General features: G+C 75.5%; 6 protein-coding genes and 1 pseudogene. 6 read left to right on the top strand and 1 reads right to left on the bottom strand.

What is annotated here, in order from left to right; translation table 11 throughout:
* Window positions 1–14: 14 nt before the first annotated feature.
* The 5 genes and pseudogenes from ACI2LW_RS27855 (at window position 15) to nrfD (ending at window position 8186) form a co-directional block, all read left to right on the top strand.
* The gene (locus ACI2LW_RS27855; protein WP_404733981.1) at window positions 15–1799 is read left to right on the top strand and encodes an N-acetylglutaminylglutamine amidotransferase; all 1785 of its coding nucleotides are present in this window, start codon (window positions 15–17) and stop codon (window positions 1797–1799) included.
* 2096 nt (window positions 1800–3895) lie between these two features.
* A pseudogene (locus ACI2LW_RS27850) lies at window positions 3896–4861 on the top strand (alpha/beta hydrolase family protein); the annotation flags it as partial.
* A 274-nt stretch (window positions 4862–5135) separates the two neighbouring features.
* The gene (locus ACI2LW_RS27845; RefSeq protein WP_404733980.1) at window positions 5136–6062 is read left to right on the top strand and encodes a cytochrome b N-terminal domain-containing protein; all 927 of its coding nucleotides are present in this window, start codon (window positions 5136–5138) and stop codon (window positions 6060–6062) included.
* A 49-nt stretch (window positions 6063–6111) separates the two neighbouring features.
* Complete coding sequence (locus ACI2LW_RS27840) at window positions 6112–7164, top strand: 4Fe-4S dicluster domain-containing protein (protein ID WP_404733979.1); 1053 nt, start codon at window positions 6112–6114, stop codon at window positions 7162–7164.
* Complete coding sequence (gene nrfD, locus ACI2LW_RS27835; protein ID WP_404733978.1) at window positions 7161–8186, top strand: NrfD/PsrC family molybdoenzyme membrane anchor subunit; 1026 nt, start codon at window positions 7161–7163, stop codon at window positions 8184–8186. Before ACI2LW_RS27840 ends, nrfD begins: the two co-directional genes overlap by 4 nt.
* An 800-nt stretch (window positions 8187–8986) precedes the next feature.
* On the opposite strand, the gene ACI2LW_RS27830 is transcribed toward nrfD, so the two are convergent.
* Window positions 8987–10027, bottom strand: coding sequence for a haloacid dehalogenase type II (locus tag ACI2LW_RS27830; protein WP_404733977.1), 1041 nt, complete (start codon window positions 10025–10027; stop codon window positions 8987–8989).
* Window positions 10028–10460: 433 nt separating this feature from the next.
* Here ACI2LW_RS27830 and fdh point away from each other — a divergent pair, with 433 nt between their 5' ends.
* Window positions 10461–13721 (top strand): formate dehydrogenase, encoded by a 3261-nt coding sequence (gene fdh, locus ACI2LW_RS27825; protein WP_404733976.1) that lies wholly within the window; start codon window positions 10461–10463, stop codon window positions 13719–13721.
* Window positions 13722–13745: the final 24 nt, after the last annotated feature.

The following is a 13745-nucleotide window of genomic DNA, read 5'->3' as shown; positions in this document are numbered from 1 at the left end:
AGGAGGTCCGCCTGATGTGCGGGCTCAGCGGAGAGGTCCGCTTCGACGGCCGGCAGCCCGACCTGGCCGCGGTCGAGCGCATGACCGACCGGCTCGCGCCCCGCGGACCCGACGGCCGCGGACTGTGGTCGCAGGGGGCCGTGGCGCTCGGGCACCGGCGGCTGAAGATCATCGATCTGTCGGAGAGCGGCGCCCAGCCGATGGCCGATCCCGCGGCCCGGCTCGCCGGCGTCTTCAACGGCTGCGTGTACAACTACCGCGCGCTGCGGGAGGAGCTGTCCGCGCGGGGGCACCGGTTCTTCTCCGGCTCGGACACCGAGGTCGTGCTCAAGGCGTACCAGGAGTGGGGTACCTCCTGCGTCGACCGCTTCCACGGCATGTTCGCGTTCGTGATCGCCGAGCAGGACACCGGCCGCGTCGTCCTGGGCCGCGACCGGCTCGGCATCAAGCCGCTGTACCTGTCCGAGACCGCCGGCCGCCTGCGGTTCGCCTCCTCGCTGCCGGCGCTGCTGGCGGCCGGCGGTGTGGACACCTCCATCGACCCGGTCGCCCTGCACCAGTACCTGAGCTGGCACGCCACCGTGCCGGCGCCCCGCACCGTCCTCAACGGCGTGCGCAAGCTGCCCCCGGCCACCGTGCGGGTGGTCGAGCCGGACGGCACCTGCCGCGACCACCGCTACTGGCAGCCGGAGTACACCCGCAGGCCCGAGTACGCCGGCCTGTCGGACGCGGACTGGACGGAGGCCGTGCTGGACGCCCTGCGCACGGCGGTGCGCCGCCGGATGGTGGCCGACGTGCCGGTGGGCGTGCTGCTGTCGGGCGGCCTGGACTCCAGTCTGATCGTGGCGCTGCTGGCCGACGAGGGGCAGAGCGACCTGGCCACCTTCAGCGTGGGCTTCGAGTCCGAGGGCGGCGAGGACGGCGACGAGTTCCACTACTCCGACCTGGTGGCGCGGCACTTCGGCACCGACCACCACCAGCTGATGGTCCCCTCCGACCGGGTCTCGCAGGCCCTGGACGGGGCGGTGAGCGCCATGAGCGAACCGATGATCAGCCATGACGTGGTGGCCTTCCACCTGCTGTCCGAGCAGGTGGCCAAGGAGGTCAAGGTCGTGCAGAGCGGCCAGGGCGCCGACGAGGTGTTCGCGGGCTACCACTGGTACCCGGACATGGCCGCCGTGCCCCGGCACCGGGCGGCGGACGCGTACGCCGAGACCTACTTCGACCGGCCGCACGCCGCTCTCGCCCGCATGCTGGAACCCGGGGTGCTGCCCGAGCGGGACGTCTCCGGCGACTTCGTGCGCGCGCACATGGCGGCGCCGGGCGCCGAGACCGCGCTCGACGCCGACCTGCGGCTGGACACGCACGTCATGATGATCGACGACCCGGTCAAGCGGGTCGACAACATGACGATGGACTGGGGTCTGGAGGCCCGGGTGCCGTTCCTCGACCACGAGCTGGTCGAGCTGGCGGCCGCCTGCCCGCCCGGCCTCAAGCTGGCGGACGGCGGCAAGGGCGTGCTGAAGGCCGCCGGGCGCAAGGTGCTCCCGCGCGAGGTCGTCGACCGGCCCAAGGGCTACTTCCCCGTCCCGGCGATCAAGCACATGGCCGGGCCGGTACTGCTACGGGTGCACGAGGCCCTGACCGCGCCCGAGGCCCGCAAGCGCGGGTTGTTCCGTTCCGACTACGTCGACGAGCTACTCGCGGCGCCCGACGCGCACCGCACCAAGCGCGGGGCGAACGCGCTGTGGCAGGTCGCTTTGCTGGAGATATGGCTGCAGACGCACGGAATCAGCTGACCGGCGAGGGCGCGGCGGCGTCCCGCGCCGCCACCGGCCGGTCCCGCCCGGCCGGCCCGGACGCCGGGGCGCACCGCGGGCGCCGCCCGCCGGCGGCCGACCGCGCCGCGGCCGCGGACCCCGTGCGCGCACGACGGCCCCGGGACGGTGCGGGGCCGGCCGGTGGGCCCGGTGCGCGGGACCTGCTGGGGCGGGCCCGCAGGCTCCGCCGGCCGCAGGGTCCGGCGGACCGGGCCCGCGGACTGCGTGCCACGGAACTGCCCGACGGCGCGCGGGCGGTGACCGCACAGCCGGCGCCCGAGCCCGTGCTCCTGCCGGACACGGCCCTCCCGCTGGACGCCGTGCCCCGGCTGCTCACGTCGCACGGCTGCTGGTATCCGTCGGTGGACCCGAGCGGCCGGCACGCCGCCTTCGTCTGCGACCGGGCCGGTGTGCCCCAGCTGTGGGCGGGAGCGGTCGACGCGGACGTGGTCCACCTGCTGGACTCCGACCCCGATCCGGTGACCGAGGTCGCCTGGTCGCCCGACGGCCGCTGGATCGCGTACACCACCGCCCCCGGCGGCGGCGAGCACACCCGGGTGCTGTGCGTACGGCCCGACGGCACCGGGCGGCGGATCCTGGCGGGCGGCGAGCCGGGAACCAGCGCCCACCTCGGCTGCTGGGCACGCGACGGCTCCGCGGTCGCGGTGACGGTGGCCGAGGCCCCCGTGCAGCCCCACCCGCCCGGCGGGGAGGGCGACCTCGGACGCCGGGACATCGGCGGGTCCCACGCCCCGGGCGGCGCGGGCGGGCCGGGTGCGCCGGGGGGTCCCGGCGCGTTCGGCGTCTCTCCCGGCCCGGTCCAGCCGGGCGCGTCGGCGGTGCCGCATCCCGGCGGCTGGACCGCCCGGGACGGCCGGGCGACCCTGCTGGGGGTCCCGGACACCGGGGCGCCGCCCGCCGTCCGGAGGACCGGTGTCCCGGCGGCCCCCCGGACGGGTCCGGGCGAGCCGTCGCCCCGGACGCTGTCCGCGTATCTGGTGGACCCCGACGGCTCGGCGGCGCCGGTGCTCCTGGCGAGCGAGCGCGAGGCCGCCACCCTGCGGGTCGTCGATCTGAGCCGGGACGGACGGCTGGCCCTGGTGCGCAGGGGGCCACGGGGCCGCCGCGAGGCCGTCGTCGTCCGTACTCGTGATCTGCGGGTGGCGTGCTCGCTGCCGGTCGCCGACGGCGACCCGTGGATCGGCGGTTTCGCGCCGGACGGCCGCACGCTCTGGCTGCGCAGCGACTACCGCCGGGAGTACGCCGCCCTGCTCGCGGTGCGTCTCGGCCCGCGCGGGCGCCGCACCGGGCTGACGGCGGTCGCGGAGCGGGCGGGCGCCGGCCTGGAACTGCTGGCCCTGGACCGCGACGGCCTGGGCGCCGTGCTCGCGTGGAACGTGGGCGGGGTCAGCGAGTTGGAGGTGGCCACGCTGCGCCCGGCCGGCGTCCCGGCCCGCGCCGGCCGGGCCGACCGCCCCGGCCCGGCGGGCACCGCACCGGCGAACACCGGCCCGACTCCGACCGCTCCCGGGCCGACGACGGGCGCCGGGCCGGCAGACACGGCGGGCGCCGGGCCCGCGGACAAGGAGGCCGCCCAGCCCACAGACACGGAGAGCGCCCAGCCCACGCCCGGCGCCGAAGCTGCGCCCCGCTCCGAGGCGGCACCCGCTGCCGGGACGGCGGACCGGTCCGGGGCTGCGGCCCCTTCGGGGCAGACACCCGGTACCGGGCCGGCGGACCGTTCGGGGGCGCCGCCCGTCACCGAGCCGACGCCGCGCCCCTGGGCGGAACCCGGATCCGGCGCGACGGCCCACGCCGGCACGGCGGCCGACCCCGAGGCGACACCCGGGGCGGAGACGGCGAACCGGTCCCAAGCCGTCCGCCGCCCCGATACTGGGGCTGTGGCCGGTTCACGGCGGGCGGCCGGTACCGGGGCGGCGACCGGGCCCGGCCCGGTGACCGGTTCCGAGCCGGCTGACGGTTCGGAACCGCCGGCCGGTACCGAAGCGCCGGCCGGTACCGAGGCGGGGGTCCGTTCCGGACCGGCGGCCGATCCCGACCCCGGAGTCGTCGTGTCCCGTGCCGTATCCCTGCCGCACGAGGTCGTCACCCGGGTGGCGGCCCTGGGCCGGCTGGACGCGCCCGTGGTGGCGCTGTCCGGCTCGCAGCGCCGGCCCGGCGTGTGGTGGCTGCCGCAGGGCGCCGCGCTGCGCACGCCGTGGTCCTCCCGCGACGAGGACGTGGCCCCCGGCACCCATCGGCCCGTCCGCCCCGCACCGCTGCGCCCGGTGGCCCGGGACGGACTTCGGCTCGGCGGCTGGTACTACCGCGCTCCGGGCCGTTCCCCCGGTACGCCCGCGCCGTGCGTGCTGTACCTGCACGGCGGACCGGAGGACCAGGCGCGGCCGGTGTTCGAGCCCGCGTTCCACGAGCTGCTGGGCCGGGGACTGGACGTGTTCGCGCCCGACGTGCGCGGCTCCTCCGGGTACGGCCGGTCCTTCGTGGACGCGGACCTGGGCACGGGCCGGTTCGCCGCCATCCAGGACGTGGCCGACTGCGCCGCGCACGCGGTCCTGGCCGGGCCGGCCGACCCGCGGCGGCTGGCCGTGATGGGCCACTCCTACGGCGGCTACCTGACGTTCGCCTCCCTGGTGTGGCATCCGCAGCTGTTCCGCACCGGGGTGGCGGTGTCCGGGATGTCGGACTTCGTGACGTTCTTCGCCGGCACCGAGCCGTGGATCGCGCAGTCGGCGGCCCACAAGTACGGGCACCCCGAACACGACCGTGAGCTGCTTCGCTCCCTGTCGCCGATGAACCGGATCGACGCTCTGCGCGTGCCCGTGCTGGCCGTGCACGGCGAGCACGACACCAATGTGCCGCCCGGCGAGTCGGAGCAGTTCGTGCGGGCGGCGCGCGAGCGCGGTGTGGAGGCGGAACTCCTGATGCTGCGCGAGGAGGGGCACTACTTCCGCCGCGCCGACAACCGCCGCACCTTCCGCCGGGCCGCCGCCGACTGGATCGAGCGTCACCTGGGCGACTGACCCCGGCGCGGCGTTTCGCCGGGAGCCGGCGCGGCAACTCCTACGACCTCGGGCGTGACCTTCGAGTACCAGCGGCGGCACCCCTCGGCGCACCCCCGCCGTCCCACCGCCGACGTACCGCCGCCCCGATGCCGCCCCCACCGCCGCCGCACCACCGCCGCACCACCGCCCCGGCGCGGTTTCGGGCGCGCGCGGTGCGGGCACCCGTGCCAGGCTCGAAGACGAGCACCGGGTGAGCGCGGCGCCCAGCGCGACGGACGAAAGGCGGCACGGGGTGGCGGGATCTCGCGAGCACGCTGCATCGGGGCCGCCGTCCCGCGGCGAACGGGTGGCGACCGCCCTCGACAGGCGCCTGCCGCTGACCCGGGCGGGCAGGCGGTTCCTGCGCAAGGCGTTCCCCGACCACTGGTCGTTCCTGCTCGGCGAGGTCGCCCTGTACAGCCTGATCCTGCTGGTGCTGACCGGCGTCTTCCTGAGCTTCTTCTTCCATCCGGACATGACCGAGCGGCCGTACACCGGCTCCTACGTGCGGCTGCGCCTGATCCTGCCGGGACTGCTGCTCGCCCTGGCCGGCGTCCACGTGGCCCTCGTCGTCCACCACAAGCACACCCAGTGGGTGAAGCCCGGCCGCACCAACCGGAACGTGATCGTCAAGCCGCTGGTCCCCCAGTACACGGCCAAGTCACTGGGCCTGCTGTTCAGCCTGACGGGCGTACTGGTCCTGATGAGCGCCCCGGGCGGTCAGGACGTCCTGTCGTACGTGTTCCACACCCCGCTCGAGCTGATGACGTACACCCTCAGGGCGGGCGTGTTCGTGGTGCCGTTCGTCGTCCACCACGCGACCAAGCGGGCCTGTCTCGGCCTCCAGGCCGCCGACCGACGCCGCCTGATCGAGGGTCAGGTGACGCCGGATGTGGAGCGCACGGCGGAAGGGGGATACGTGGAGGCGCGGACGCCGCTGTCCGCCGAGGAGGGATACCGCATCCTCGTGCGCGACGAGCCGCGGCCCCGCCTGCACGGCACGGAGGCCTGGCGGCTGTGGCACAGGCACCGGATCCGCAACGCGCTGAGCCGCTGGTACTTCGCCGAGCGGGTGGAGCTCCCCACCACCGACCACCAGCGCCGGCACATCGAGATCGCGCGCGCCGGCCCCGGCGAGGCCGCGGGCGACGGCGGCACGGACGGGGGCGGTGGGGGCTGATGGAGGCGACGAGGTGGGGGCCGACGGAGGCGAGCGAGGAGGTGGCGGCATGACCGAGGGCAGTACCGCGGCGGTGCGCGAGGGAGGCGGCGGCCCGCCGCCCCCGTCCGGGAACCAGCTGTACGGACCGCAGCCGAACGTGGCGCAGGCGGCCGGCTACACCGACGCCCCGCCCCGCATGGGCTTCTTCACGGACACCTCGGTGTGCATCGGCTGCAAGGCGTGCGAGGTGGCCTGCAAGGAGTGGAACGCGGTGCCGGAGGACGGCCTGGAGCTGACCGGCATGTCCTACGACAACACCCAGGGCCTGGGCGCGGACACCTGGCGGCACGTGGCCTTCATCGAGCAGCGCAAGCCGTTCGGCGGCCAGGAACCGGGCGTCGGGCACGAGGGGTTCGACGTGTTCGAGGCCGCCCGTGGTCTCGGCACCTCCCCCGCCTCGCCCGGGCCCGGCGCGACCACCCCGTCCCCGGAGTCGGCCCCGGCCGGCGCGCCCGCCGGGGAGATCTCGCCGGTCGCTCCCGACGGGCGCACCGAGCTGCGCTGGCTGATGGCCTCCGACGTGTGCAAGCACTGCACGCACGCCGCCTGCCTGGACGTGTGCCCCACGGGGGCGCTCTTCCGCACCGAGTTCGGCACGGTGGTGGTCCAGGAGGACGTGTGCAACGGCTGCGGCTACTGTGTGCCGGCCTGCCCGTACGGGGTGATCGACCAGCGCAAGGACGACGGCCGGGCGTGGAAGTGCACGCTGTGCTACGACCGGCTGGGCGCCGGCATGGAACCGGCCTGCGCCAAGTCCTGCCCGACCGAGTCCATCCAGTTCGGGCCGCTCGACGAGCTGCGTGAGCGGGCGGCGGCCCGGGTGGCGCAGCTGCACGCCTCGGGGGTCACCGACGCACGGCTGTACGGCGAGAGCCCCGACGACGGGGTGGGCGGCGACGGCGCGTTCTTCCTGCTCCTCGACGAGCCGGAGGTCTACGGCCTGCCGCCGGACCCGGTGGTGACCACCCGCGACCTGCCGGCCATGTGGAAGCACGCGGCGACGGCCGCCGTCTCGCTCGTGGCGCTGGGCGTCGCCGCGTTCGCCGGGAGGCCACGATGAGCGGATCGGACGTCACCCGCGAGGGTGTGCAGGGAGCACGGCCGGGGCGGGACGCGCCGACGGGGGAACGGGCCGGACGGCGCAGGCGACGCCGCGGCCGCGGTGAGCAGCCGATGGTCCCCGAGGCCCAGTTCTCGTCGTACTACGGCAAACCGGTCCTCAACTCGCCGACCTGGAAGGCCCTGGACATCGCCGGCTATCTCTACCTGGGCGGGCTGGCCGGGGCGTCGTCGGTGCTGGCGGCCGGCGCGCACGCCACCGGGCGGCCGGAGACGGCCCGGGTGGCGAAGCTGGGCTCCGCCGGAGCCATCACCGTGTCGCTGGGCGCGCTCGTGCACGACTTGGGCCGGCCCGCCCGCTTCGTCAACATGCTCCGGGTCTTCAAGCCCACCTCGCCGATGAACATCGGCTCCTGGCTGCTGGCCGGTTACGCGCCGCTGACGATGGCCGCCGCGGCCGCCGACGTCGCGGGCCGCTACCGCATGGCCGGCGCGGGCGCCACGGCGGGCGCCGCGGCGCTGGGCCCGGCGGTCGCCACGTACACCGCCGTGCTGCTCTCGGACACCTCGGTGCCGTCCTGGCACGACGGCTACCGGCAGCTGCCGTTCGTCTTCGCCGGGTCCGCCGCCACCGCGGCGGCCGGGCTCGCCCTGTCCTGCGCGCCGGTCGCGCAGACGGGGCCGGCGCGGCGCCTGGCGGTGCTGGGCGCGGCGCTGGAGCTGGGCGCCTTCCAGCTGATGAAGAGGCGCATGGGCCTGACGGCGGAGCCGTTCGGGCAGGGCATGCCGCACCGGCTGCTGCGGGCCTCGGAGGTGCTCACGGCGGGCGGCGCCGCGCTGGCGGCGCTCGCCGGCCGTCGGCGCGGCCCGGGCCGGGGCCTGGCGGTGGCGGCCGGAGCGGCGCTGCTGACCGGCTCGGCCGCACTCCGGTTCGGCCTGTTCCACGCCGGAGTCGCCTCGGCGGAGGACCCCAAGTACACGGTCGTACCCCAGCGGGAGCGCCTGGAGGCACGGTCCCGCTGACCCGGCCGGCCCCGGCCGGGTGGCCGCCGCCCGCGCGCCTCGGCGCAGCGGTCCCGGCCCGGTGAGCCGGTGGCGGCCCCGGCCGGCGGACCAGGGCCGCACCCCGCCACCTCCGGGGTGGTGGCGGCCCCGGCCGCCGGGCAGGGCCGGGGGCCGCACCCGGCCGCCCGCCGACCCCCCACCCCGGCACGCGACAAGCCCGGGCCGGTCGGCCGGGAACAGCCCGGGCCGACAGCGGGCCAGGGCCGTCATCACGCGCCTCCGGAACGGCGCGGGGCAGGGCCGACGCGCCCGGCCGAGTGCCGTGGGCAGCGGCCCCGCCCCGTATCCCGGCGGGCGGAGATCCCGGGCCGGTTCCGCCGGAGGCGACGACCGAGAGGCAGCGAACCCGCCACCGCCGCCTCCGCGGCGGCAACGGCCGGACGGCACGGCCGGGACCACACGCCGGTGCCGCCGCCCGCCCCGCCACGGGCGGCACCCCCGGCCCGCTGTCAGGCGGCCCGGTCAGGCGGAGGCGGTCGCGAGACGGCAGGCCAGGCCCGTGAATCCGGCACCCCCGCGCGGCAGTCGCCGCAACCGACGGGCGCCCCGACTTGAACCACACCCGGCCACCGCTCGCACCCGGGTCCCGGCGGACCGCCAGGCCGCCTCATCAGCCGACAGAGGCCGCGAGACGGCAGGCCAGGCCCGTGAATCCGGCACCCCCGCGCGGCAGTCGCCGCAACCGACGGGCGCCCCGACTTGAACCACACCCGGCCACCACTCGCACCCGGGTCCCGGCGGACCGCCAGGCCGCCTAGTCAGCCGGCGGGGGCCGTGAGGCGGTGGGCCAGGGTCGTGAAGTCCGGTGTCTCGATGTCGGCGGGGGTCCGGGTCGAGGGGTACGGCGCGGTGGGGGCGCGGTGGAGCCAGGCCGTGCGCAGGCCCGCGCGGGCGGCGCCGTCGACGTCCCACGGGTGGACGGCGACCAGCATCGCGGACCGGGCCGGTACGTCCGCCGCGCGCAGAGCGTGGGCGTAGGCGGCCGGGTGGGGTTTCCAGTGGCCGCCCGCCCCCTCGACGTCGAGGTGCGCCTCGAAGCAGTCCGCCAGTCCCGCCCGGTCCAGCACCGCGCGGGTGGTGTCCGCGGAGCCGTTGGTGAGGGTCACCAGGCGCCGGCCCGCCGCGCGCAGGGCGCGTACGCCCTCGGGGACGTCGGGGTGGACGGGCAGTTCCGGCAGGCCGGCCAGGACGTGCCGCACCGCCGGCCCGGCGTTCCGGCCGCGCCCCTGCTGGGCCAGCAGGGTGCGCAGACCGTCCGCGGCGACGTCCGCGAAGCGGGCGCGGCCGCCGGCCAGGGTCAGCGCGATGCCGTCGCGCAGGACTCCGGCGAACCACACCGGCAGCAGCCCGGCGGGCAGGCCGGCCTCCGCCATGCGCGCGCCGAGCGGACGCATGTCGGTGATGGTCTCGTTGACGTCGAGGACCAGCACGTCCGGCCGCGGGTCAGGGGACACGGGAGGCACCGCCTGTCGTCGGGAAGGGGACTGGGGGTGGGTGAACGTCCAGCACCACTGGAAGCCGGTGACGTCGACGGTCACCGGGGCGCGGCCGGGCGGCCGGTGCTCCTGGTGGTTCTGCCACGCGGTCCAGGCGACGAGGAAGACGGCGAACGCGGCCGGCACGCCGACGTAGTACTTCTCCAGCACGGGCGCCCCGGACTTCTCCGAGGCGCCCGCCGTACGCCGGGCGCGGCGCCGCAGCAGCGCGTGGGCGAACAGGGCGAGCACGACCAGGAACACGAATCCAGCGATCGCCGACTCCAGGGCGAACACCGTGCCGAAGACGTGCCGCTGCGTCATCGCCCCACCCCCGCGGCCGGGCGGGCGCCGGGGCCGCGCCGAGCGGCGTGCGGGCGGACGGGGAGGACTCGCGCCGCGGCCGTGCGGCAGACCCGGACCGCCATACGATTCACTCCCGTCGTACCCCGCCGCACCGCGGCCACCCGGACATTACGGTCATGACGGACAGTGTGCGAGTGGACACACCGCCGTACCGCAGCCGGGAGTCCCCCGTCCTGGCGGGTTCACACCTGCCCTGCGGCACGCCCGCTGTTTCGCCCGGCGCGGCGGGGGTACTTCGCAGCGGCAGCGAGGGAAGCGAGGGATTCGACGACCTCGTGCGGGCACCCGGCTCCCGGCCGCGCCGGCAGGCGCCGTCAGAGGATGCCGCGCTCGTGCGAGTGCGGGAGAATCTTCCGCAGGAGGCCACCTGGCACCGAGAGGGCACGAGACCATGGGCGTACGCACCTGGATCGACTCCTGGCCGGTCTACCGGCAGCTCAAGGGGACCGATCCCCTCGGGCGCGGGGCCGCCGCCAAGAGCGGGACCAGCGCACGGCTCACCCCCCGCGTCGCCTCCGCCGACCGGGTGGTGAAGTCGGTCTGCCCCTACTGCGCCGTGGGCTGCGGCCAGAACGTCTACGTCGAGGACGAGCGGGTCACCCAGATCGAAGGCGACCCCGACTCCCCCATCTCCCGCGGCCGGCTGTGCCCCAAGGGCGCGGCGAGCCTCCAGCTCACCACCGGTGAGGCGCGCGCGCAGCACGTCCTGTACCGGCGGCCGCACGGCACCGACTGGGAGCGGCTCGACCTCGACACGGCGATGGACATGATCGCCGACCGGGTGATCGAGGCCCGCCGCGCGGGCTGGCAGTGGGAGGTCGACGGCACCCGCACCCGGCGCACCCTCGGCATCGCGAGCCTCGGCGGCGCGACGCTGGACAACGAGGAGAACTACCTGATCAAGAAGTTGTTCACCGCTCTGGGCGCGATCCAGATCGAGAACCAGGCCCGTATTTGACACTCCTCCACCGTTCCCGGTCTGGGAACCTCGTTCGGCCGCGGCGGCGCGACCACCTTCCAGCAGGACCTGCAGAACTCGGACTGCATCGTCATCCAGGGCTCGAACATGGCCGAGTGCCATCCGGTCGGGTTCCAGTGGGTGATGGAGGCCAAGGCGCGGGGCGCGAAGGTGATCCACGTCGACCCGCGGTTCACCCGGACCAGCGCGCTGGCCGACCTGCACGTGCCGCTGCGCGCGGGCTCCGACATCGCCTTCCTCGGCGGGATCGTCAACTACGTCCTGAGCAACGACAAGTACTTCCGTGACTACGTGGTGGCCTACACCAACGGCCCCATACTGCTGCGGGAGGACTTCGAGGACACCGAGGACCTGGACGGCGTGTTCTCCGGGCTGGACACCGACACCCGCAGCTACGACAACACCACGTGGCAGTACCTGGGCACCGAGGTGCAGGCGGCCTCCGGGCAGCGCGACGAGGAGTACGAACGGCGCACCGGCGGCGGCGCCTCGGTGAGCGAGGCGGCGCGCGGCGAGGCCCACGGGTCCGGCGGCCCGGCCCTCGGCGCGGGGGAACCGGAGCGCGACGAGACGATGACGCATCCGCGCTGTGTGTTCCAGGTGCTCAAGCGGCACTACGCCCGGTACACGCCCGAGATGGTCGAGCGGATCTGCGGGGTGCCGCAGGATCTGTTCCGGCAGGTGTGCGAGGCGGTCACGGACAACTCCGGGCGGGAGCGGACCACCGCCTTCGCCTACGCGGTGGGCTGGACCCAGCACACCGTGGGGGTGCAGTACATCCGCGCCGCGGCCGTGCTGCAGAGCCTGCTGGGCAACATCGGCCGGCCGGGCGGCGGCATCCTCGCCCTGCGCGGGCACGCCTCCATCCAGGGGTCCACGGACATCCCCACCCTGTTCAACCTGCTGCCCGGGTACATCCCGATGCCGCACGCGCACGCGAACGAGGACCTGGACGCCTTCGTGCGCGCGGAGGGGACGGACAAGGGTTACTGGGCCAACATGCGCGCCTACGTGGTGAGTCTGCTCAAGGCGTACTGGGGCGAGGCGGCCACACCGGGCAACGACTTCTGCTTCGACTACCTGCCGCGGCTGACCGGCTCGCACTCCACCTACGACACGGTGGAGGCCCAGCTGGAGGGGACCTGCAAGGGCTACTTCCTGGTGGGCGAGAACCCGGCGGTGGGCTCCGCCAACGCCAAGCTGCAGCGGCTGGGCATGGCGAACCTGGACTGGCTGGTCGTGCGGGACTTCTCCCTCATCGAGTCGGCCACCTGGTGGAAGGACGGCCCGGAGATCGAGACCGGGGAGCTGCGCACGGAGGACATCCGCACCGAGGTGTTCTTCCTGCCGGCCGCCGCGCACACCGAGAAGGACGGCAGCTTCACCAACACCCAGCGCCTGCTGCAGTGGCACCACCAGGCCGTCGAACCGCCCGGCGAGGCGCGCAGCGACCTGTGGTTCGCCTTCCACCTGGGCCGGATCCTCCGGCGCAAGCTCGCCGCCTCCACCGATCCGATGGACCGGCCGCTGCTCGACCTGGCGTGGGACTACCCCACCAAGGGCGCCCTGGCCGAGCCGGACGCCGAGGCGGTGCTGGCGGAGATCAACGGCCATGACGCCGAGGGCAACCCGCTGACCTCGTACGAGCAGCTGCGCGACGACGGCTCGACCGCCTGCGGCTGCTGGATCTACTGCGGTGTCCGCTCCGACGGCGTCAACCAGGCCGCCCGCCGCAAGCCGGGCAGCGAGCAGAACTGGGTGGCGGCCGAGTGGGGCTGGGCCTGGCCCGCCAACCGGCGCATCCTGTACAACCGGGCCTCGGCGGACCCGGACGGCCGGCCGTGGAGCGAGCGCAAGGCGCTGGTGTGGTGGGACGAGGAACAGGCCGCGTGGACCGGGCACGACATCCCGGACTTCGCCCGGGACAAGTCGCCCGACCACCGGCCGCCCCCGGACGCGAAGGGGCCGGAGGCGCTGTCGGGCACCGACCCGTTCGTGATGCAGGCCGACGGCAAGGCGTGGCTGTACGTGCCCTCCGGGCTCACCGACGGGCCGCTGCCCGCCCACTACGAGCCGCAGGACTCGCCGTTCCCCAACCTGCTGTACACGCAGCAGCGCAACCCGGTGCGGCAGTTGATGCCCACACATCCGGACAACCGGTACCAGCCCGGCCCCGGCGAGCCGGGTTCGCAGGTGTTCCCCTACGTGGCCACCACCTACCGGCTGACCGAGCAGCACACGGCCGGCGGGATGTCCCGCTGGCAGCCGTATCTGGCGGAGCTGCAGCCGGAGTTCTTCTGCGAGGTGTCCCCGGAGCTCGCCGCCGAGCGCGGTCTGGAGCACACCGGCTGGGCCACGATCGTCAGCGCCCGGGCCGTCGTGGAGGCGCGGGTGCTGGTGACCGACCGGGTGCCGCCGCTGACCGTGCACGGCCGAAGGCTGCACCAGGTCGGGCTGCCCTACCACTGGGGCCCGAACGGCTACAGCACGGGCGACGCGGCCAACGAGCTGGTGCATCTGTCGCTGGACCCCAACACCCACATCCAGGAGACCAAGGCGTTCGCCGTCGACATCCGGCCGGGCCGCCGCCCGCGCGGGCCGGCCTCGGTGGAGCTGGTGCGGTCCTACCGGGCCCGGGCGGGCATCGACGAGCACACGGGCACCGAGCCCTGATCCCCTGACGGTCCCGCCCGCGCC

Origin of the sequence: Streptomyces sp. NPDC004065 (genome assembly GCF_044903565.1) — a bacterium.
Classification (GTDB): Bacteria; Actinomycetota; Actinomycetes; order Streptomycetales; family Streptomycetaceae; genus Streptomyces.
The sequence above is the reverse complement of the archived record's forward strand: the minus strand, read 5'-3'. Positions and strand labels throughout refer to the sequence as shown.